The following is a 20,549-nucleotide window of genomic DNA, read 5'->3' as shown; positions in this document are numbered from 1 at the left end:
TCGTCAGGTTCTCTCCGTTTTGCTCAGCCACATCTCATCCATGGCGCCAAACTTGATCTGCATCGGATAGACGTGCTCATCCGGGTCGACCGAGATATCCATGAACACCAGCCGATCCTTCATGGCGAAGGCCTTCTCCATGGCGCTCTCCAGCTCCGCCGGATCACTCACCGCGATGCCGACATGGCCATAGGCTTCCGCCAGTTTGACGAAGTCCGGCAGGGACTCCATGTAAGAGTGGCTGTGACGACCACCGTAGAACATCTTCTGCCACTGCTTGACCATGCCCAGCGCACGGTTGTTGATGGAGATGATCTTGATGGGCACCCCGTACTGCATGCAGGTAGAGAGCTCCTGAATGTTCATCTGCACCGAGCCATCCCCGGTGACGCAGCAGACCACCGCATCCGGATTGGCAAACTGGGCCCCCATGGCGGCCGGAATGCCGAAGCCCATGGTGCCGAGGCCCCCTGAGTTGATCCACTGGCGCGGTTTGGCAAACGGGTAGTAGAGGGCAGCAAACATCTGGTGCTGGCCCACGTCGGAGGCAACGAACGCCTGACCCTGAGTCACCTTGTAGAGGGTCTCGATCACCTGTTGCGGCTTGATCTGGGTAGCCGACTTTTCGTAGGCCAGACAGTGACGGGAGCGCCACTGGTTGATCTGGCTCCACCAGTCCGCCAGCACCTCCTTGTCGTTATCGAAGCCACACTCGCGGATCACTTCCAGCATCTGCTCCAACACGGTTTCCACCGAGCCGACGATAGGCACATGGGCCTGCACCGTCTTGGAGATGGAGGTGGGGTCGATGTCGATATGGACCACGGTCGCATTGGGGCAGAACTTGGCCACGTTGTTGGTGACGCGGTCATCGAAGCGGGCACCGACGGCGAAGATGAGATCCGCGTTGTGCATGGTTTTGTTGGCTTCGAAGGTGCCGTGCATCCCCAGCATGCCGATAAATTGCGGATGGACACCGGAGAAAGCCCCCAGTCCCATCAGGGTGGTGGTCACCGGCAGGTTCAGCAGCTCCGCCAGTTTGGTCACCAGATGGTCCGCATTGGCGTTGATGGCGCCACCGCCCACGTACATCACCGGGCGCTGGGCTTCTACCAGCAGCTTGGCTGCCCGCTTGATCTGCCCTTTATGGCCAGACTTGGTCGGGTTGTAGGAGCGCAGGGAGACCGTCTCGGGATACTGGTAGGGGAATTTTTCTTTCGGGTTCTGCACATCTTTGGGCAGATCCACCACCACCGGCCCCGGGCGGCCGCTGGCGGCAATGTAGTAGGCCTTCTTGATGGCCTCGGGAATATCGCTCGCCTTCTTGCACAGGAAGCTGTGCTTCACCACCGGGCGGGAGATACCGATCATGTCGGTCTCCTGGAATGCATCCTCACCGATCATGCTGGTCGGCACCTGGCCGGAGAGGATCACCAGCGGAATGGAATCCATATAGGCGGTGGCAATACCGGTAATGCAGTTGGTCGCTCCCGGGCCTGACGTTACCAGCACAGTCCCCACCTTGCCGGTGGAACGGGCGTAACCGTCAGCCATGTGAACCGCGGCTTGCTCGTGCCGCACCAAGACATGCTCCATCTTGCCGTTTTCGAAGAGAGCGTCATAGATGTCGAGCACTGAGCCACCAGGGTAGCCGAAGACGTGCTCAACTCCCTGATCTTCCAGCGCTCTAACCACCATCTGGGCGCCTGATAACATCTCCATGATAAAGCCCTCCAGGCTTTGCTCCGTTTAGCGAATCCCGCCGACGATGCCGCGCTTCCCGGCACGGCCCGATCCGTTTCTTGTTGTTATCTGAATGCAGATCGGCCCAATTCAGCCCCGTCGACAGTAGAAAAAAAGGATTTTTCCGTCATTCACCCGAAAATAGGGTGAAAAACCAACTTAACCCGCTTCATAACGCTTGTCCACGGCTTTATCTGACCAGAACAGTCATACATTTCAACCGGCTATTAACATTCAATGAGTTGCCGCAGCGACCATGAGACAAAAGGGAAGGGAGTCGGGGAATAGCCAGCGGATCATTCCGCAGAGGGGAAAAACAGCCACAAAAAAGCCCACCGCTCAGCGGTGGGCTTGATGCCGAATGATGACTCAGTTCTCCTGATCCGGCTCAGCCAGCCAGATCTGCTGATCCGGATCGGTCTCTTCACTGACCGAGATGCTGACACCCATATCGAGCAACTCGTGCAGGGTAAGATTGTCAGCCAGGTTCATGACTTCGCCGTTTTCATTGGTAAAGCGCATTTGCTCCATCCTCTCCTTGGTGGGATCGCCTTTCAGTCTAGTCAACAACGCTCACTTGCGATAACCAGCAACTGGATAAACAGTCGCCCCCATCCAGCTCGCTCAGGCGATCACTCACCTCCTCCGGAAACAGGGTGCGCGCCCAGAGCCGCCGCGACAGAGAGGCCACGCTCTCGTCAGCGCCCGCCGCCAGCCAGCGGGCCAGCTCCCCTGCTACATCGGGGTAACAGACTGCCCCCGGCGAGGCGCTGTCGAGCCAGGTACGCACCAGATTGGCATCGAGCACATCCATCAGGGTCGCCAGCCCCATCATCTCGAGGGTCTTGCCATTGGTCAGCTGCTCGAACTGGCCGCCGAGGGGCTTGACCAGCAGCTTCTTGCCGAGGGTGAGCGCCTCGGACGCCAGCTCGAAACCCGCGTTGGAGATGACGCCGCGACAACCGGCCAACACGGCGATAAACCCGTGCCGCGACGGTGGTTCGAAGCGCAGGTTGCGCCATTGGCTGGGGGTGCGAATGGCGGGGTGAAAGCAGACGAAGCGTTGCTGACCAAAGCGCGACAACAGGGCGGCGATCGCCTCGGTCTGCTCGAACGGCAGATAGACCAGGATCTCGCCGTTATCCGGTGCGGTGGCAATGGGGTCGATCACCGGTGGCAGCAAGGGGTGACCGAAGTGAAACCAGTGCAGCCCGAGCGGCTGATCCACCGGGGCAAAGTGGCGCATCAGCTGGCGGCTGATCCCATCCTCCCCCCAGCGCGGGATGGGCCAGTTGAAGCTGGCCTGATGACTGACGGTGAGGCTCGGCTTGCCATAGCGGCGGGCGGCGTGGGCGGTCAGCGGCTCAAAATCGCTCACCACCAGATCGTATTCGCTGCAATCGAGAGACCGCAGATCCCGCCAGAAAGTGAGCGGCGAGGCGGCCTGCAGGGTGCGCCACGGAGAAACTCGCCCCTCGTGGCTGACAAAAGTGAGGCCGGGAAAGGCGCGGTAGGCGCCGAACTCCTCCATGTCGAAGTAGCGGTCGGCAGGGCGGCCGCTAAAGAGATAATCCACCTCGACCCCTGCCGTGCGCAGCGCCCGCGCCAGGGTGCGACTGCGACTGATATGGCCGTTGCCGGTGCCTTGCACCCCGAACAGTATCCTCATGAGTGGCTCCAGCTGAGCGCCAGCACGGCGCAACCGCCACCCAGCAGGGCACCGGCTACCAGATCGCTCAGGTAGTGTACCCCGAGCAGCAACCGGGATGCCCCCACCAACGCAGCCCAGCCAAACAGCAGGGGCGCCCAGAGCGGAAAGCTGGTGGCCAGTATGGTGGCCATCAGAAAAGCGGCGGCGGTGTGGCCGGAGGGGAGACTGTAACGATCGGAAGGAGTGATAAAGACCGGCAAGCCGACCGGCCGTTGCCGTTTCAGGCTGTTTTTCAGCAGCAGATAGAGGGGCAGTTCGATGGCGAAGGCTAGCAGCGCCAGTCGCACCAGCTCCCGCTCTGCCTCCCCCTGCCACCAGAGCAGGGCGGCCAGCACAGCGTAAAGCGGGCCATCGCCGGTGCGGGAAATGAGACGACTCACCCTCGCCTGCTGCCGGTTGTAGCCGTGAAGCAGGCAGACCCGGCACACCTGCAGGTCCCATTGCTGGATCTTGTTCATATCCCCTCCTTCCCTGAATTCTGCTTGCAGAGTAAGAAAGCGGGATGACGTTACGTTGAACAAGGGATAACAGATTTATGAAAAAAGGGCCGAATGGCCCTTTTTAATCTCGATGTTTCGGCAAAATCAGTGGCTGCCGCGCAGACCGGTCTCCATCAGACGGCAGTTGTGGTCAGCCAGACGGGCCATGAAGTGCTCATCCACTTTCAGGCCAAACACCTGCTCGTAGAGATCTTTCATCACGAATGGCTGCCACATCATGCTGAGGAAGGAGATCTTCAGCATGTCGGGATCCAGGTTGTCACCCAGCTCGCCGTTGGACTTCATGGTTTCCAGCAGGGCATCGAACTGCGGCAGCTGACGTTCCAGCAGGCGGTTCAGCACAAAATCCCGGCCCGGGCTCTTCTCGGTTGACAATGCGCTGGAGATGGCCGAGGTCAGCTCGCTGTTGGGCGCCATCACCTGATAGTAGGTGTTGAGCAGCTCGTTGAGGCTGTGATTGCTGTGTTCATCTTGCCAGGCATGGTCGAGGGGCTCGGCGACATCGCCCAGCACCGCTTTGTAAAGACCCTCTTTACTGCCGAAGTAGTAGTGGATCATTGCCAGATTGGAGCCAGCAAGCTCCGCGATTTCGCGTGTAGTCACCTTGCTATAGGGAGTATTGAGAAAACGCTCACGGGCGGCAGCAAGCAACTTGTCACGAATGTCAGAACGTCCGACCGGACGACCAGGTCTACGTTTTTCCATTTAACACCTCAGATAATTCAGCCAATGCTGATAAGTCGATCTGGTTGTGCAGAGAATAGAGCACAGCAGGAATGACCAGATAATCGGTCATGGGCCGAATATGGGACAAGGAAATTTGCAATCCTTTACAATCCGATTAAATACGTCAGCAGATTGCCCCTGACCTTCCGTGTTGACACAGCATAAAAATCTCGATATTGGTAAAAGCGTTATCGACTGGAAGGAATAACAACGTCATGCGTATCGCCACCCCGCTACTACTAATCTCCCTAATCGCGTTAACTCGCGCGGGATCCTTGTAGCCGGGCTAAGGCATAGCCGGAATTTACAAAAACCCGTGCACCCTGCACGGGTTTTTTTATGCCGCCGCAGGATGCACGTTACCGAACTTAGGAAGAGGGAAGTCACATGTCAGATCGGGTCATCATATTCGACACCACCTTGCGTGATGGTGAGCAGGCCCTGGCGGCCAGTTTGACAGTCAAGGAGAAGCTGCAGATCGCCCAGGCATTGGAGCGGCTCGGTGTCGACGTCATGGAGGTGGGCTTCCCGGTCTCTTCTCCCGGCGATTTTCAATCGGTGCAAACCATCGCCCGCCACATCAAAAACAGCCGGGTCTGCGCCCTCGCCCGCGCCCTGCCAAAAGATATCGATGCCGCCGGTGAAGCCTTGCGGGTCGCCGAGGCGTTTCGCATCCACACCTTTATCTCCACCTCCTCCATCCATGTGGAGAGCAAGCTGAAAAAGAGCTTCGAGGATGTGCTGGAGATGGGGGTCGGCGCCATCAAGCACGCCCTGCGCTACACCGATGATGTGGAGTTCTCCTGCGAGGATGCGGGCCGCACGCCGATCGATAATCTCTGCCGCATGGTGGAGGCCGCCATCAAGGCTGGCGCCCGCACCATCAATATCCCGGATACCGTGGGCTACACGGTGCCGACCGAGTTCTCCGGCATCATCCACACCCTGTTCAACCGGGTCCCCAATATCGACAAGGCCATCATCTCGGTCCACTGCCACGACGATCTGGGGCTCTCGGTGGCCAACTCCATCGGCGCGGTGCAGATGGGGGCCCGCCAGATCGAGTGCACCATCAACGGCATCGGCGAACGGGCGGGCAACTGCTCGCTGGAAGAGGTGGCGATGATCCTCAAAACCCGCGCCGACCTGCTCGGGGTGCAAACCAATATCCGCCACAACGAAATTCATCGCACCAGCACGCTGGTCAGCCAGCTGTGCAACATGCCGGTGCAGCCCAACAAGGCGATCGTCGGGGCCAACGCTTTCTCCCATAGCTCCGGCATCCATCAGGATGGGGTGCTCAAGGCGAAAAATACCTACGAAATCATCACTCCCGAGAGCATCGGCCTGACCCAGAACAACCTCAACATGACCTCCCGCTCCGGCCGCCACGTCATCAAGCACCGGATGGAGTCCATGGGCTACGCCGAGAGCAGCTACGACCTCGACCACCTCTACGGCAAGTTCCTGACCCTGGCCGACAAGAAGGGGCAGGTATTCGACTACGACCTCGAAGCGCTGGCCTTCTTCAGCCAGATCCACGAGGAGCCGGAGCACTTCAAACTGGAGTACCTCGGGGTGCAGAGCGGCAGCTCGGTACTGGCCACCGCCTCGGTCAAATTGAAGGTGGGTCAGGATCTGATCTGCGAAGCAGCCACCGGCAATGGCCCGGTGGATGCGGTCTACCAGTGCATCAACCGCATCACCGGCTATGAGATCCGCATCGATAAATATGCTCTCAAGAGCAAGGGTGAAGGGGAAGATGCCCTCGGTCAGGTCGATATCGTCGCCGAGTACAAGGGGCGCAAATTCCACGGCATGGGGCTGGCCACCGACATCATCGAATCCTCGGCCCACGCCCTGCTCCATGTGATCAACAGCATCTGGCGCGCCGATCAGGTGGCCGAACAGATGGAACGCAATAACAGCATCAAATCAGAAACCGTCTGAACAGGGCTCGGAACCAAACAGACGGAATGGAATGACAGCATCACATCGGAAACCGTCTGAGCAGGACTCACAGCCACACAGACGGCATGGAATGACAACATCAGGACGGGGAACGTCTGAACCGGCAACCGCGCGCAGCGTCGGAGAAACCGGACAGAGGGATCTCAAAGACAATATCAGGATGGAGAGTGTATGAGCAGTTATCGGATCGCAGTATTGCCGGGTGACGGCATTGGCCCTGAAGTGATGGCCGAGGCCATCAAGGTGCTGGAGAAGGTGCAGGCCAGGTTCGGCCTCGCCTTCGAGTATGATCGCCATGACGTGGGCGGTATCGCCATCGATAACCACGGTACCCCGCTGCCGCAAAGCACCATCGCGGGTTGTGAAGCGGCCGATGCCGTGCTGTTTGGCTCGGTAGGCGGCCCGAAATGGGAACATCTGCCCCCCAACGATCAGCCGGAGCGTGGTGCCCTGCTGCCCCTGCGCGCTCACTTCAAACTGTTCTGCAACCTGCGCCCGGCCCGCATCTACACCGGTCTGGAACAGTTCTCCCCGCTGCGTGCCGACATCTCCGATCGCGGCTTCGACATCGCCTGCGTGCGCGAGCTGACCGGCGGCATCTACTTCGGCCAGCCCAAGGGGCGTGAGGGAGAGGGGGTGAACGAGAAGGCATTCGACACCGAGGTGTACCATCGCTTCGAGATTGAGCGCATCGCCAAGATTGCCTTTGAGTCGGCTCGCGTGCGCCGTGGCAAGGTCACCTCCATCGACAAGGCCAACGTACTCGCCTCCTCCATCCTGTGGCGCGAGGTGGTGACGCAGGTCGCCAAGTCCTATCCGGACGTAACCCTCAACCATATGTACATCGATAACGCCACCATGCAGCTCATCAAGGATCCGTCCCAGTTCGACGTGCTGCTCTGCTCCAACCTGTTCGGTGACATCCTCTCCGACGAGTGCGCCATGATCACCGGTTCCATGGGGCTGCTCCCCTCCGCCAGCCTCAACGAATCGGGTTTCGGCCTGTTCGAACCGGCCGGTGGTTCGGCCCCCGATATCGCCGGCAAAGGGATTGCCAACCCCATCGCCCAGATCCTCTCCGCCGCCCTGATGCTGCGTTACAGCCTAGGTCAGGAGGCTGCCGCCCAGGCCATTGAGCAGGCCGTGGCCCAGACCCTGGCCGAGGGTTACTTCACCGCCGACCTGCATCAGGCCAGCGCCCGCCATCCGGTGCAGAGCACGTCCGAGATGGGTAGCCAGATCGCCGCCCAGATCTGAGCCACATAACAGAGAACAAGGAAGAGAGAAGCAATGGCCAAGACCCTCTATCAGAAAGTATTCGACGCCCACGTGGTACGGGAAGTGGAGGGGGAGACCCCCCTCATCTACATCGACCGCCATCTGGTGCATGAAGTGACCAGCCCGCAGGCATTCGATGGCCTGCGCGCCATGAATCGCCAGCTGCGCCGCCCGGACCTGACCTGGGCCACCATGGATCACAACGTCTCCACCACCACCAAGGACATCGCCGCCTCCGGCGAGATGGCCCGCATCCAGATGGAGACGCTGGTGGACAACTGTAAAGAGTTCGGGGTTCGCCTCTACGATCTCAACCACAAATATCAGGGGATCGTCCATGTGATGGGCCCCGAGCTCGGCATAACCCTACCCGGCACCACTATTGTCTGCGGCGACTCCCACACCGCCACCCATGGCGCCTTCGGCTCGCTGGCGTTCGGCATCGGCACTTCCGAAGTGGAACATGTGATGGCGACCCAGACCCTGAAACAGGGCCGCGCCAGGACCATGCGCATTTCGGTCAACGGCAAACTGGCCGAGGGCATCAGTGCCAAGGATGTGGTGCTGGCCATTATCGGCAAGGTCGGCCACGCCGGTGGTACTGGCTACGTGGTGGAGTTCGCTGGCGAAGCCATCGAAGGGCTCACCATGGAAGGGCGGATGACGGTGTGCAACATGGCCATCGAGCTCGGCGCCAAGGCTGGCATGATCGCCCCCGACCAGACCACCATCAACTACATTCGCGGCAAGGAGTTCGCCCCCAAGGGTGAGGCGCTTGAGCAGGCCATCGCCTACTGGCTGAGCCTCAAGAGCGATGAAGGTGCCCGTTTCGATGCCGAAGTGGTGCTGGACGCCGCCGATATCGCCCCGCAGGTCACCTGGGGGACCAATCCGGGTCAGGTGATTGCCGTCAATGAACCGATTCCGGCGCCGGAATCCTTCAGCGATCTGATGGAGCAGCAGTCCGCCCGCAAGGCTCTCGCCTACATGGACTTGCAACCGGGCCAGAAGCTCTCCGACGTTGCCATCGACAAAGTATTTATCGGGTCGTGCACCAACAGCCGCATCGAGGATCTGCGCGCCGCCGCCGCCATCGCTCGCGGTCGCAAGGTTGCCGCTGGCGTGCAGGCGCTGGTGGTGCCGGGTTCCGAGCAGGTGAAGGCGCAGGCCGAAGCCGAGGGTCTGGACAAGATCTTCATCGAGGCCGGTTTTGAGTGGCGCCTGCCGGGGTGCTCCATGTGTCTGGCGATGAACAACGACCGGCTGCAACCGGGAGAGCGCTGCGCCTCCACCAGCAACCGCAACTTCGAAGGGCGTCAGGGCCGCGCCGGCCGCACCCATCTGGTGAGCCCGGCCATGGCAGCCGCTGCCGCCGTCACCGGCCGCTTTGCCGACATTCGCGCACTGTAAGAGGAACCAATGATGACAGGATTCAAACAGCATAAAGGGATCGTCGTCCCCCTCGACAGCGCCAACGTCGACACCGACGCCATCATTCCCAAGCAGTTTTTGCAAAAAGTAAACCGCATCGGTTTTGGCAAGCACCTGTTCCACGACTGGCGCTTCCTTGACGATGCCGGCCAGCAGCCAAACCCCGAGTTTGTACTGAACCAACCACAATTCGCCGGTGCCAGCATCCTGTTGGCCCGCGAGAACTTCGGCTGCGGGTCGAGCCGCGAGCACGCCCCCTGGGCGATGGCCGACTACGGCTTCAAGACCATCATAGCCCCGAGCTTTGCCGACATCTTCTACGGCAACGCCATCAACAATGGCATGGTGCCGGTGCGCCTGAAGGAGGAGGAGGTCGATGCCCTGTTCCAGCTGGTGGCCGCCCAGCCGGGCATCGAGATCGAGGTGGATCTGGAGGCCAATCAGGTACGTGCAGGTAGCCTCTGCTTCGGTTTCGAGATCGATGAATTCCGCCGTTACTGCCTGCTCAACGGGCTGGATGCCATCGGTCTGACCCTGCAGCACGAGGCCGCCATCAGCGCTTTTGAGGCGAAGCAGCCCAGCTGGATTTAACGCGCCAGTTGCAGAAAAACGAGTAGAATCAACAGGGAGCTTCGGCTCCCTGTTTTACTGTCCGCTACGCTTCCCACTTTGGGCCACCGGAACTGGCCCGTGCCACAGGAAAGGATGATGAAGAGACCGACGGCAATTCCTCTGCTCTGTGCCCTGCTGCTTGCCCTGCCTGCGGGGGCCAATCAAACCAGCTTCAACAACAGCCTCGGCCAGATCAGCGTCGGCTGGCAGGATAGCGAAGGTAAACCCCAACAGCTCACCTACCGGCTCGAACAGGGCAAGTTGCCGCCCCTTATCGCCTATCGCCCGGCGAGAATGCAGGAGGAGGTGTTGCAGGTGTTGCTGCGGGAGGTGCGCCAGAACTACCCCGAGGTGCAGTTCACCCTCGCCCGTCCCTCGCTGGAGCTGCATCTGAAAAGCCGCAATCAGGACAAGGCGCGCGAGGCGATGGCCTTTCTGCAGTCCAAGCGGAGCAAAGAGGAGCAGGCGTGGCTGACCAAACACTACTTCCAGTACTTCAACACCCCGGACGGGCAGCTGGCGGTGAAGCAGGACCATGTGCGCATCGCGCTGGAGAGTCGCAGCGGGCTGGCTCCACTGGCGGATCAACTCAAGCAGCAGGGCAGTACCGAAACGGAAGCTCGCCAGAAGACCGTGGCCCATATGCTCACCTTTATCCAGAGCATCCCCTATCAGCAGCTCGATAGCCTGAATGGAAGACAGGGCAAGGGCTTTCTCCCGCCCCATCAGGTGCTGGAGCAGAACCGGGGGGACTGCGACAGCAAGGTAACCCTGATGGCCGCCATGCTGGCCCAGCTCTTTCCCGAGCTGAAACAGGCCATGGTGTTCGTCCCCGGCCATGCCCTGCTGGCCGTTGACCTGCCCGCCAAGCCGGGGGATGTGACCCTCAACTGGCAGGGGCAGAGCTACCTGCTGCTCGAACCTACCGGTCCCGCCACCTTGCCTGCGGGCCAAATAGCATCGACCAGCAAAACGCTGGTCGATAGCAAGCAGTTGAGTGTGCAGCCGGTTCAGGAGAAAGGCTAACTCCCTCTGCCGATAGGGAGAACAAGGATTAACCCTGAGGCAAAAACTCCACCGCCAGCAGCAACCCGCTCTCCTCCTCCAGCACCCGGATAATACGGGCATGGGCTTCAAAGGGAGGCAACAAGTTGTTGTTGGTGGCAAGACTGATCCGGATGGGCTGATTGATGTCAAGCTGGTGTTCAGAGACCGCAATCCCCATGCCGTTGGCACTGAGATCCCGGCAGATCCCCTCCAGCACCAGCTGCTGCTGATAGACGGTGACCGGAGCATTGATGACCATGCGCGCAAAGGCACGCCTTTCCTTGGTATTGGTAAGCACGCGAACATCCTCTGTTGGGTGGGCGTCATCTCATGGGTATTGCACAATTGTGCTGGTCTACCCAAAAGAACGTTAATACAATGCGGTTCGTTTCTCAAACGGGGTGCGGTTTACCGCTGAGATTATACCCGTGAACCTGATCCAGATAATGCTGGCGGAGGAATTTGAGGCATGGCGCTCATTTTTTGCGCCCTCACCCGCTGGCACCTCGTTATTAACAAGTAATTGGGAGTGCCACCCATGAAGACCCTGCTGCTGGTCACCACCGGCCTGCTGTCGGCCAATGTGTTCGCCGCCGACACCCTCACCGTCTACACCTACAGCTCCTTCACTGCCGACTGGGGACCCGGTCCCAAGATCAAACAGGCCTTCGAGAAAGCGTGCGACTGCACCCTCAATCTGGTTCCCCTCGAAGATGGGGTCGCCATCCTCAACCGGCTGCGGCTGGAGGGCAGCCACAGCAAGGCCGATCTGGTGCTGGGGCTCGACGATGCCCTCATCAGCGAAGCCAAGCAGAGCGGTCTGTTCGCCCCCCATCCTGCCAAGCTGGATGGCATCAAGGTGCCGGGAGGCTGGCAGGATGACACCTTCGTCCCCTACGACTACGGCTACTTCGCCTTTGTCTATGACAAGGACAAACTCAAGCAGCCACCCAAAAGCCTGAAAGAGCTGGTGGAGCGCCCCGACCTCAAAGTGATCTATCAGGATCCCCGCACCTCCACCCCTGGGCAGGGGCTGATGCTGTGGATGAAGTCTGTTTATGGCGACAAGGCGCCTGCCGCCTGGGCCGAGCTTGCCAAAAAGACGGTCACCGTCACCAAGGGGTGGTCAGAGGCCTATGGCATGTTCCTCGATGGCGAAGCGGACATGGTGCTCTCCTACACCACCTCTCCGGCCTATCACCTGATTGCCGAGAACAAGCCCCAGTATCAGGCTGCCGCCTTCGAAGAGGGTCACTACCGTCAGGTAGAAGTGGCCGCCAAGCTGAAGAGCGCCAAACAGGAGAAGCTGGCTGACCAGTTCCTGCAATTTATGGTGAGCCCCGCCTTCCAGCAGGAAATCCCGACCGGCAACTGGATGTATCCGGTTATCGACACGCCGCTGCCCAAGGGCTTCGAGCAGATGATCACCGTAGCCAAACCGCTGGCCTTCAGCAGCGATGAGGTGGCCGCCAATCGCAAAGGGTGGATCCGCGAGTGGCTGCAAGCCGTCACCCAGTGAGCAGTTATCTGAAACTACAGGCTCGTCCCCTCTGGTGGTTGCCGGGCAGTGCAGCCACCCTGTTGATCCTGCTGTTATCCCTCGGGCCGCTCGCGGCCCTGCTGTGGCAGGCCGGTTCGCTAGCACCCCGCACCCTGATCGCAGATCCTTATCTACGCCATGTGCTGGGCTTCAGTCTGGGACAGGCGTTGCTCTCCACCCTGCTCAGTCTCGGGCTGGCCATTCCGGTGGCCCGCGCGCTGGCGCGGCGCCGTTTCATTGGCCGAACCCTGCTGATCAAGATGTTCGGTCTCTCGCTGGTGCTGCCGGTCATCATCGCCATCTTCGGCATAGTAGCGGTACACGGCAAACAGGGGTGGCTGCCGCAACTGTTGCGCTCATTGGGGCTGGATCCCGGCAATTATCTCTACGGCCTGTTCGGTATCCTGCTGGCCCACGTCTTCTTCAACATGCCGCTGGCGGCCCGCCTGATGCTGCAGAGCATAGAGAGCATCCCCGAATCGAGCTGGCGCCTCGCCAGCCAGCTCGGCATGCGCTCATCCCACATCTTTCGGCTGCTGGAGTGGCCGCTTATTCGCGGCATATTGCCGGGGCTGGCTAGTCTCATCTTTATGCTCTGCTTCACCAGCTTCACCACAGTGCTGGCGCTGGGAGGCGGGCCGAAATCCACCACGCTGGAGGTGGCCGTCTATCAGGCGCTGCGCTTTGACTTCGATCTCGCCACCGCGGGCGGATTGGCGCTGATGCAGCTCATCCTGACCGCCGCCCTGCTCGCCCTGCAGCACAAGCTGCAGAGTACCCCGGCCAGCAGGGTGACACCCCGTCGCCCCTGCCTGCGACCGGATCGCCATCAGCCGGGCACGGCTGTGGTGGATCTGCTCTCGCTCAGCATCGGGCTCGCCATCTTTCTGCCACCGCTGCTGGCCATCGTGGTGGCAGGCCTCCACCCCGGCCTGCTGACAGCGCTCACCTCAAGCAAGCTGTGGCAGGCGAGCGGCCAGTCGCTGCTGATTGCGCTGGCGGCAGGCACCCTGGCGACCCTGCTCGGCAGCGGCCTGCTGCTCACCAGCCGTCACCTCAAGGTGCGCACCCGCCAGCGGCGGGCTGCCGCCCTGTGGGAGGCCAGCGGCTCGGTGATCCTGATGATCCCGGCAGTGGTGCTCTCCACCGGTCTCTTCATCCTGTTTATGCCGTTCGCCGATGTGTTCGCCCTCGGCCCCTGGCTGGTGGTGCTGGTCAACGCCCTGATGGCGCTGCCCTATGTGCTGCGCACCCTCTCAGCCCCCATGCAGTTGGTGGTACGCCAATACGATCGGCTGGCGGATAGCCTGGGGGTACGTGGCCTGCATCGCCTGCGACTGGTGGAGTGGCCACTGCTGCGCCGTCCGCTGGCACTAGCGATGGCACTGTCGATGATCCTCTCGCTGGGGGATCTCGGCGCCATCGCCATGTTTGGCAGTCAGGAGCTCACCACCCTGCCCTGGCTGCTCTACCAACAGCTCGGCAGCTACCGCCTGACCGAGGCGGCCGCCACCGCTCTGCTGCTGCTTACGCTCTGTTTCTCCCTGTTCTGGCTGGTGGAACGGGGGCTTGGAGGAAAACATGCTGAACATTGATACGCTGGTGACCAGCTACCCCGACTGGCGAGTCAGCTTCAGCGCGACCCTGCCCAAGGGGGAGATCACCGCGCTGATAGGCCCGAGCGGTGCTGGCAAGTCGACCCTGCTCGGGATGATCGCCGGCTTCGTGCCGGTGGAATCAGGCCGCCTCAGTTTCGATGGTGAAGACCTGCTGCCACTGGGCCCCGCCGAGCGACCGGTCACCACCCTGTTTCAGGATCACAACCTGTTCCTCCACCTGTCGGTGTTCGACAATATCGCCATCGGCTTGCACCCGGGCCTGCGCCTGAGTGCAGCCCAGCGTGCACAGGTGATCGATGCAGCCGGGCGGGTTGGCCTTGGTGAGATGTTAGACCGCCAGCCTGAACAGCTCTCCGGCGGCCAGCAGCAGCGGGTCGGGCTGGCCCGTGCGCTGGTGCGCGGCAAACCGCTGCTGCTGCTGGATGAACCCTTCTCGGCCCTCGATCCCGCCCTGCGCCGAGAGATGCTGGCGGAAGTGGCGAGGCTAGCCTGCGAGCAGGGCATTACCGTACTGATGGTCTCCCACAATCCGGAGGATGCCCAGCTCATCGCCGATCAGGTGCTGTTTGTCGACGAGGGACGCATCGCCCTGCAAGGCAAGCCGGATATTCTGCAAAACAGCGACCACCCGGGACTGCTGCGCTACCTTGGACAGTGACCCAAGGACACTGAACTGGTGACGGGCTCAAAAAAGGGAAGCCAAGTGGCTTCCCTTTTTCATATGAAGATAGTCAGCTAAATCAGAGATTTTCCTCGGCGAACGAAGCCAGTCGGCTGCGCACCACTCCATTGAGGAAAATGTTGGCACTGCCGTCAAAATCCTTGAAACGCTCGACGATGTAGGTGAGCCCCGAGGTCACCGGGCTCAGGTAGTTGGAGTCGATCTGGGCCAGGTTACCGGAGCAGACGATCTTGGTGCCCTCGCCGCAGCGGGTGATGATGGTCTTGATCTGGGATGCGGTCAGGTTCTGGCACTCATCCAGCAGCACGAAGGTGTTCTGGATGCTGCGCCCGCGCATAAAGTTGACCGATTTGAACTGGATGTTGGCCTTCTCCATGATGTAGCTGAGCGAGCCGCTCATGTTCTCGTCCTGCTTGTGCAGCACCTCCAGGGTGTCAGTCACCGCCGCCAGCCAGGGCATCATCTTCTCCTCCTCGGTGCCGGGCAGGAAGCCGATGCTTTCGGCAATTTCCGGGGTATTCCGGGTGACGATCACCTTCTCGTAAATGCCCTTCTCAATCACCAGCTCCAAGGCCGCCGCCATTGCCAGCAAGGTTTTACCGCAACCGGCCGGGCCGGTCAGGATCACCAGATCGATGTGCGGATCGAGCAGTGCATCCAGCGCCATCCCCTGATAGACATTCTTGGGATGTACACCCCACGCCTTGCGGGACATCAGTCGCTCGCGGCCCAGATCCTTGATGCGGATCTTGCTGCCATCGTGGCTGAGCACCCGGGCTGCGAAGAAATTCTCCTCATCCACCAGATACTGGTTTACGTGAACTCCCTCCAGCAGGTTGGCATCAATCACATGGATGGTGTCGCGGCCGTGGGTCTCGCTCTCGCACTCGCCAACCCGCTCCCAGAAGCTGCCGGGCACCACCTGAAAGCCCTTGGCCAGCAGGCGGATATCGTCGATCAGCTGGTCGCTGCGGTAATCTTCAACGTGAGCAAGCCCAGCCCCTTTAGCTTTGAGGCGCATGTTGATGTCTTTGGTGACCAGCACCACCTGACGCTTCAACTCGTGCTTTTGCAGATAGAGGGCCGCGTTGATGATGCGGTTGTCGGCCTCCTTGTCGGTAAAGACCTCGGCATCCTGCGGCAGATGGTGATCGCTGAAGATGCAGATATTGCCGCTCGCTTCGCCAGCCAGCGGAACGCCCTGGGTGATCTGATCCGGGGTTGCATCGCGGAACACATCTTCCAGCGCACGAATGGCAACCCGCGCGTCGCGGCTGACATCCTTGTTGCGATCCTTGATGTTATCGAGCTCTTCCAGCACCGTCATGGGGATGAGCACGTCGTGCTCTTTGAAGGAGTAGATAGCGAGGGGTTCGTGAAGCAGAACGTTGGTATCCAGGATAAACAGCTTTCGGTCCGTATTGTCCATAAGCATCCTCCTTGGCACTGAAGGGCCACGTGTGTGAATCTCAGATGTCATTGAAACCACACGGCCGTGACAGTTTTATTACCCTCAACGCTACGCCCGATTTTACTATCGCGCAACAAATCACTGGGCCGTCTGATTTGATTGAGCATAAAAACAGCAATAAAAAGACCGGCACTGTGGCCGGTCTTTTTTCTATCATTCAACTACTTGGGCCTGTCTGTCAGCCGCACTTGGAGTCGCCACAGTTGAGGCAGGTCATGCAGCCATCCTTCAGCACCAGCGCCTTGGTGTGGCACTTGTAGCAGAGCGCGGCATTGGCCGGGAAACCACTGCCAGCCTGCTGCTCTTCGGCCTCCTGAGCGGCTTTCAACTCGGCCTGTTTCTCGGCCAGAAACGCCTGCTGATGCTCATCCAGTCCCGGCGCCTTGAGCATGCCGATCTCGGTGAGATGGCTCTCGATCACGTTGCCAATTTCGGCGATCAGCGACGGCACATACTTGCCCTTGTTCCAGTAGCCGCCCTTGGGATCGAATACGGAACGCAGCTCCTCCACCAGGAAGGTGACATCCCCACCCTTGCGGAATACCGCCGAGATGATGCGGGTCAGCGCCACGATCCACTGGTAGTGCTCCAGACTCTTGGAGTTGATGAAGATCTCGAACGGACGGCGGGTTTCGTGCACCGTGCCCTCGTTGAGAATGATGTCGTTGATGGTGATAAACAGCGAGTGCTCGGAGACATGCTCCGGCGTCTTCAGCTTGTAGGTGGTACCCATCAGCCGCTCCGGGCGCAGCACGGTTTCGTGCATGTGCACCACGTCATCCTGCGCAGAGAGATCTTCTTGCGGCTCATCCTTGGTACGCACCTTGTAGGCGACGATTTTCTTGTCGATCTTCTTGACCATAATGTCGTTCTCAGAATTTACCGTAATAGCCTTCTTTCAAGGCATCGTAGAGGTTGGCGGCCGTATGCAGCTCGCCATCGTATTCGATCTCTTCGTTCCCCTTGACGGAGATGACGGAGCCATCCTCCAGGGTGAAATCGTACAGGGTGTTCTCCAGATCCTTCTCCTTCACCAGCACGCCCTGGAAGGCCTCCGGATTGAAGCGGAAGGTGGTGCAGCCCTTGAGGCCGGAGTCCGAGGCATACATGTAGATGTCCTTGAACTGCTCGAACGGGAAATCGGTCGGCACGTTGGCAGTCTTGGAGATGGAGGAGTCAATCCAGCGCTGGGCCGCAGCCTGAATGTCCACATGCTGGGCCGGGCTGATGTCGTCAGCCGTGATGAAGTACTCCGGCAGGCGACTGGCGTCATCATCCGTGTAAGGCATGGCCGCCGGATTCACCAGCTCGCGGTAGGCCAGCAGCTCGAAGGAGTAGACATCGACGCTCTCCTTGCTCTTCTTGCCCGGCTTGATAACGTTGCGGCTGTAGTGGTGGGCAAAGCTCGGCTCGATGCCGTTGCTGGCGTTGTTGGCCAGAGACAGCGAGATGGTGCCGGTCGGCGCGATACTACTGTGATGGGTGAAACGCCCACCCACTTCGGCCAGCTCGGCGACCAGCGCAGGATCCACTTCGGCAACCTGCTGCATGTAGCGGCTGTAGCGCGCATGCAGCACCTTGCCCTTCACCTTGTCGCCCACCTTGATGCCATCAGCCGCCATTTCCGGGCGCAGACGCAGCATCTTGCCGGTCACTTCAAACTCCTGCTCCATGATGGGGGCTGGGCCCTTCTCCTTGGCTAGACGCAGGGACTCCTGCCAGCCGGTCATCGCCAGCTCCTGAGATACCTGCTCGGTAAAGGCGACGGACGCGGCAGAACCGTACTTGATCTGCAGCATAGTCAGGGTCGAACCAAGCCCGAGGAAGCCCATGCCGTGACGGCGCTTGGCTGTGATCTCCTCGCGCTGTTTGGCCAGCGGCAGCTGGTTGATCTCCACCACGTTGTCGAGCATGCGGGTAAAGATGGCTACCACCTTGCGAAACGCCTGCCAATCGAATGCCGCGTTTTCAGTAAAAGGGTCGCGCACAAACTTGGTCAGATTGACCGAGCCCAGCAGACAGGCACCGTAGGGCGGCAACGGCTGCTCGCCACAGGGGTTGGTCGCGCGGATCTCTTCACAGAACCAGTTATTGTTCATCTGGTTGACCTTGTCGATCAGGATGAAGCCGGGCTCTGCATAGTCATAGGTGGAGGTCATGATGACATTCCACAGCTTGCGGGCGGGCATGGTCTTGTAGACCTTGCAGGCTACCTGCCCCAACTCGTTGAATACAACCCCTTCCTTGTTGGGCCAGTCGGCCCATAGCACCTGAGCGGGATCGTCCAGCCCAATGCCATCCTGCTCCACCTCTTTGGCGGTGTAGGGGAAGATCAGCGACCAGGGCGCATCCTCTTTCACCGCCTTGACGAAATCTTCGGTGATGAGCAGAGAGAGGTTGAACTGACGCAGGCGGCCATCTTCGCGCTTGGCCTGAATAAACTCGATCACATCGGGATGGCGGATATCCATGGTGCCCATCTGGGCGCCGCGACGGCCACCTGCTGACGAGACGGTGAAACACATCTTGTCATAGATATCCATAAAGGAGAGCGGGCCGGAAGTGTAGGCACCGGCACCGGAGACAAAGGCACCGCGCGGGCGCAGGGTCGAGAAGTCATATCCGATGCCGCACCCGGCTTTCAGGGTCAGACCGGCCTCGTGCACCTTGCCAAGGATATCATCCATCGAATCTTCGATGGTGCCGGAAACAGTACAGTTGATGGTTGAAGTGGCAGGCTTGTGCTCAAACGCCCCCGCATTGGAGGTGATGCGGCCCGCCGGAATGGCCCCATTGCGCAGCGCCCACAGGAACGGCTCATACCAGACCTCAGGTTCCAGCTCCTGCTCTGCCAACGCACGGGCTACCCGCTGGTAAGTCTCATCGATAGAGCTGTCGATGGGAGTACCATCCTTGCTCTTGAGGCGATACTTGCTATCCCAAATCTCGAGGGACGTTTCCTGCATGGGGATAAGGCGGGAGCCAAGCTCACTCTCCAGCACCGGGTTCGATTTAGCCATTTTCAATCAACCTTATGTGAATGCATCAACATCATGACAACAGCAGAAAACACAACCAATGGTGCCACCAAAAATAAATGGCACAACATATAGTACACCTAATGCCATGAGGGCGCCGATTCTAACCTAAAAAAATGCCCCGGCCAGCAGATTTCTGGGCCAGGGCACTTAACTGATTAATTTGCTAAGAGATTTAACACTCAGAGATAGATCAGGGCTTCTTGACGTAAACGGTCGGTGTTTCACCCGCCATATTCAGATAGAACTCGTAGACGCCATCAGCATCCGGTGAGAACTTCATGTCCTCATACTTGGAGCAGGGGTTGACCGGCACCGCCTCACCACCCAACACGGCAACACCATCACTCGGGCTCTTGTAGCCAAAGTTGGTACCGCAGCTCCAGCCTGAATCAGCAAACTTGAACTTGTAGGGAGCCCACTCTTTCTTGAGGGTGCCTTTGGCCATATAGAGCTTGTCGGCCACCTTGACTACCTTGCTTTCATCAGTCGCCATCCAGTCGTTCATCTCCCCGCGCAGGTAGATGGACTTGCCACCGAAGTCGCTGTTGTCTGCCGCTGTCTGCTCTGCACCACCATTGGATGCGCAACCGCCTAATACCAGGGTTCCCGCCGCCAGCATCATCGTTACTGTTCTTTTGAACATGGGTCTATTCCTTAAATTATTGTGATTCCTTGGTCCATCCATGTGGACTGAAGAATTAAACCAGAGCGGGCATCACAAGAAAGGTAGAGGCATCACATTCTGTGCTTTTTATATCCAACACATTGAACTAGTGAGGAAATATCGAACAGAAAAGAGGCCTTTTGGGGCTTTAGAAGGGTAATCAATGAATGACAAGAAGGGGAAAGTCTAATAATCCGGCGACGTGCTGAATTGCAGGCAATAAAAAACCCCGCTCGATGAGCGGGGTTTCTTGTATTGGGTGCCTGGCAGTGTCCTACTCTCGCATGGCGAATGCCACACTACCATCGGCGCTACCGCGTTTCACTTCTGAGTTCGGCATGGGATCAGGTGGTTCCACGGCGCTATGGCCGCCAGGCAAATTCTTCAATCTTGGAAAGCTGATGTGAATAACGACTTGGTCATTATCACTGAATTAGTAGTTCGCTTAGGTTTGTTACAAGCCTTAGAACACTTCTTGGGTGTTGTATGGTTAAGCCTCACGGGTAATTAGTA

At 59.4% G+C, this 20,549-nt stretch carries 18 protein-coding genes, 1 rRNA gene and 1 riboswitch; of the genes, 8 read left to right on the top strand and 11 right to left on the bottom strand.

Annotation, left to right across the window (positions count from 1 at the left end; all coding sequences use genetic code 11):
• Window positions 1-3: 3 nt before the first annotated feature.
• The 5 genes from AB5Y83_RS10585 to AB5Y83_RS10565 form a co-directional block, all read right to left on the bottom strand.
• Window positions 4-1,722 (bottom strand): acetolactate synthase 3 large subunit, encoded by a 1,719-nt coding sequence (locus AB5Y83_RS10585; RefSeq protein ID WP_151285944.1) that lies wholly within the window; start codon window positions 1,720-1,722, stop codon window positions 4-6.
• Window positions 1,723-2,112: 390 nt separating this feature from the next.
• A complete protein-coding gene (locus AB5Y83_RS10580) occupies window positions 2,113-2,265 on the bottom strand; it encodes a hypothetical protein (protein WP_005339147.1) in 153 nt (50 codons plus the stop codon).
• A 37-nt stretch (window positions 2,266-2,302) separates the two neighbouring features.
• Window positions 2,303-3,412: an MJ1255/VC2487 family glycosyltransferase gene (locus AB5Y83_RS10575; protein ID WP_127007827.1), complete on the bottom strand. Its 1,110-nt coding sequence runs from the start codon at window positions 3,410-3,412 to the stop codon at window positions 2,303-2,305.
• The gene (locus AB5Y83_RS10570; RefSeq protein ID WP_368175135.1) at window positions 3,409-3,912 is read right to left on the bottom strand and encodes a phosphatase PAP2 family protein; all 504 of its coding nucleotides are present in this window, start codon (window positions 3,910-3,912) and stop codon (window positions 3,409-3,411) included. The genes AB5Y83_RS10575 and AB5Y83_RS10570 overlap by 4 nt, the downstream gene beginning before the upstream one ends.
• Before the next feature lie 126 nt (window positions 3,913-4,038).
• Window positions 4,039-4,659 (bottom strand): TetR/AcrR family transcriptional regulator, encoded by a 621-nt coding sequence (locus AB5Y83_RS10565; protein WP_005349170.1) that lies wholly within the window; start codon window positions 4,657-4,659, stop codon window positions 4,039-4,041.
• A gap of 408 nt (window positions 4,660-5,067) precedes the next feature.
• On the opposite strand from AB5Y83_RS10565, the gene leuA reads away from it, so the two are divergent.
• The 5 genes from leuA to AB5Y83_RS10540 all read left to right on the top strand — a co-directional run bounded on the left by leuA (window position 5,068) and on the right by AB5Y83_RS10540 (window position 10,998).
• On the top strand, window positions 5,068-6,630 hold the full coding sequence (gene leuA / locus AB5Y83_RS10560; RefSeq protein WP_005341192.1) for a 2-isopropylmalate synthase: 1,563 nt from the start codon (window positions 5,068-5,070) through the stop codon (window positions 6,628-6,630).
• Between the two features lie 192 nt (window positions 6,631-6,822).
• Complete coding sequence (gene leuB / locus AB5Y83_RS10555; protein WP_368175134.1) at window positions 6,823-7,908, top strand: 3-isopropylmalate dehydrogenase; 1,086 nt, start codon at window positions 6,823-6,825, stop codon at window positions 7,906-7,908.
• Window positions 7,909-7,941: 33 nt separating this feature from the next.
• Window positions 7,942-9,339, top strand: coding sequence for a 3-isopropylmalate dehydratase large subunit (gene leuC / locus AB5Y83_RS10550; RefSeq protein ID WP_368175133.1), 1,398 nt, complete (start codon window positions 7,942-7,944; stop codon window positions 9,337-9,339).
• Window positions 9,340-9,351: 12 nt separating this feature from the next.
• Window positions 9,352-9,951: a 3-isopropylmalate dehydratase small subunit gene (leuD, locus tag AB5Y83_RS10545; protein ID WP_368175201.1), complete on the top strand. Its 600-nt coding sequence runs from the start codon at window positions 9,352-9,354 to the stop codon at window positions 9,949-9,951.
• A 117-nt stretch (window positions 9,952-10,068) separates the two neighbouring features.
• Window positions 10,069-10,998: a transglutaminase domain-containing protein gene (locus AB5Y83_RS10540; protein ID WP_368175200.1), complete on the top strand. Its 930-nt coding sequence runs from the start codon at window positions 10,069-10,071 to the stop codon at window positions 10,996-10,998.
• A 28-nt stretch (window positions 10,999-11,026) separates the two neighbouring features.
• Here AB5Y83_RS10540 and AB5Y83_RS10535 read toward each other — a convergent pair whose 3' ends face one another.
• A complete protein-coding gene (locus AB5Y83_RS10535) occupies window positions 11,027-11,317 on the bottom strand; it encodes a PilZ domain-containing protein (protein WP_005339160.1) in 291 nt (96 codons plus the stop codon).
• A gap of 89 nt (window positions 11,318-11,406) precedes the next feature.
• Window positions 11,407-11,497: riboswitch (TPP riboswitch) on the top strand.
• Between the two features lie 60 nt (window positions 11,498-11,557).
• Between AB5Y83_RS10535 and thiB the strand changes: the two genes are divergently transcribed.
• Genes thiB through thiQ form a run of 3 tightly spaced genes read left to right on the top strand, consistent with a single transcriptional unit; the run spans window position 11,558 to window position 14,836 of the window.
• Complete coding sequence (gene thiB / locus AB5Y83_RS10530) at window positions 11,558-12,538, top strand: thiamine ABC transporter substrate binding subunit (protein WP_368175132.1); 981 nt, start codon at window positions 11,558-11,560, stop codon at window positions 12,536-12,538.
• Entirely contained in the window at window positions 12,535-14,154 is a 1,620-nt protein-coding gene (thiP, locus tag AB5Y83_RS10525) for a thiamine/thiamine pyrophosphate ABC transporter permease (RefSeq protein ID WP_368175131.1), read from the top strand. Before thiB ends, thiP begins: the two co-directional genes overlap by 4 nt.
• Window positions 14,141-14,836 carry a thiamine ABC transporter ATP-binding protein gene (gene thiQ, locus AB5Y83_RS10520; RefSeq protein ID WP_236321135.1) on the top strand — a complete coding sequence of 232 codons (696 nt, stop codon included), beginning with the start codon at window positions 14,141-14,143 and terminating at the stop codon, window positions 14,834-14,836. The genes thiP and thiQ overlap by 14 nt, the downstream gene beginning before the upstream one ends.
• An 82-nt stretch (window positions 14,837-14,918) precedes the next feature.
• Here the strand turns inward: thiQ and AB5Y83_RS10515 are convergent, their stop codons facing one another.
• The 5 genes from AB5Y83_RS10515 to rrf form a co-directional block, all read right to left on the bottom strand.
• Entirely contained in the window at window positions 14,919-16,289 is a 1,371-nt protein-coding gene (locus tag AB5Y83_RS10515; protein ID WP_005339173.1) for a PhoH family protein, read from the bottom strand.
• A 220-nt stretch (window positions 16,290-16,509) separates the two neighbouring features.
• A complete protein-coding gene (locus AB5Y83_RS10510) occupies window positions 16,510-17,193 on the bottom strand; it encodes an NrdJb (RefSeq protein WP_019446911.1) in 684 nt (227 codons plus the stop codon).
• A gap of 10 nt (window positions 17,194-17,203) precedes the next feature.
• The gene (locus AB5Y83_RS10505; RefSeq protein ID WP_368175130.1) at window positions 17,204-19,351 is read right to left on the bottom strand and encodes an adenosylcobalamin-dependent ribonucleoside-diphosphate reductase; all 2,148 of its coding nucleotides are present in this window, start codon (window positions 19,349-19,351) and stop codon (window positions 17,204-17,206) included.
• Window positions 19,352-19,562: 211 nt separating this feature from the next.
• The gene (locus AB5Y83_RS10500; RefSeq protein WP_069555892.1) at window positions 19,563-20,015 is read right to left on the bottom strand and encodes a pullulanase; all 453 of its coding nucleotides are present in this window, start codon (window positions 20,013-20,015) and stop codon (window positions 19,563-19,565) included.
• Between the two features lie 282 nt (window positions 20,016-20,297).
• Window positions 20,298-20,412, bottom strand: a 5S ribosomal RNA gene (gene rrf, locus AB5Y83_RS10495).
• Window positions 20,413-20,549: the final 137 nt, after the last annotated feature.

Source organism: Aeromonas sp. R5-4 (assembly GCF_040908215.1).
Lineage (GTDB): Bacteria > Pseudomonadota > Gammaproteobacteria > Enterobacterales > Aeromonadaceae > Aeromonas > Aeromonas veronii.
The sequence above is the reverse complement of the archived record's forward strand: the minus strand, read 5'-3'. Positions and strand labels throughout refer to the sequence as shown.

Coding starts and splice junctions, on each gene's coding strand:
- AB5Y83_RS10585 (WP_151285944.1), bottom strand. CDS start 1,722: ATGGAGATGTTATCAGGCGCCCAGATGGTGGTTAGAGCGCTGGAAGAT.
- AB5Y83_RS10580 (WP_005339147.1), bottom strand. CDS start 2,265: ATGCGCTTTACCAATGAAAACGGCGAAGTCATGAACCTGGCTGACAAT.
- AB5Y83_RS10575 (WP_127007827.1), bottom strand. CDS start 3,412: ATGAGGATACTGTTCGGGGTGCAAGGCACCGGCAACGGCCATATCAGT.
- AB5Y83_RS10570 (WP_368175135.1), bottom strand. CDS start 3,912: ATGAACAAGATCCAGCAATGGGACCTGCAGGTGTGCCGGGTCTGCCTG.
- AB5Y83_RS10565 (WP_005349170.1), bottom strand. CDS start 4,659: ATGGAAAAACGTAGACCTGGTCGTCCGGTCGGACGTTCTGACATTCGT.
- leuA (WP_005341192.1), top strand. CDS start 5,068: ATGTCAGATCGGGTCATCATATTCGACACCACCTTGCGTGATGGTGAG.
- leuB (WP_368175134.1), top strand. CDS start 6,823: ATGAGCAGTTATCGGATCGCAGTATTGCCGGGTGACGGCATTGGCCCT.
- leuC (WP_368175133.1), top strand. CDS start 7,942: ATGGCCAAGACCCTCTATCAGAAAGTATTCGACGCCCACGTGGTACGG.
- leuD (WP_368175201.1), top strand. CDS start 9,352: ATGACAGGATTCAAACAGCATAAAGGGATCGTCGTCCCCCTCGACAGC.
- AB5Y83_RS10540 (WP_368175200.1), top strand. CDS start 10,069: ATGAAGAGACCGACGGCAATTCCTCTGCTCTGTGCCCTGCTGCTTGCC.
- thiB (WP_368175132.1), top strand. CDS start 11,558: ATGAAGACCCTGCTGCTGGTCACCACCGGCCTGCTGTCGGCCAATGTG.
- thiQ (WP_236321135.1), top strand. CDS start 14,141: ATGCTGAACATTGATACGCTGGTGACCAGCTACCCCGACTGGCGAGTC.
- AB5Y83_RS10515 (WP_005339173.1), bottom strand. CDS start 16,289: ATGGACAATACGGACCGAAAGCTGTTTATCCTGGATACCAACGTTCTG.
- AB5Y83_RS10510 (WP_019446911.1), bottom strand. CDS start 17,193: ATGGTCAAGAAGATCGACAAGAAAATCGTCGCCTACAAGGTGCGTACC.
- AB5Y83_RS10505 (WP_368175130.1), bottom strand. CDS start 19,351: ATGGCTAAATCGAACCCGGTGCTGGAGAGTGAGCTTGGCTCCCGCCTT.
- AB5Y83_RS10500 (WP_069555892.1), bottom strand. CDS start 20,015: ATGTTCAAAAGAACAGTAACGATGATGCTGGCGGCGGGAACCCTGGTA.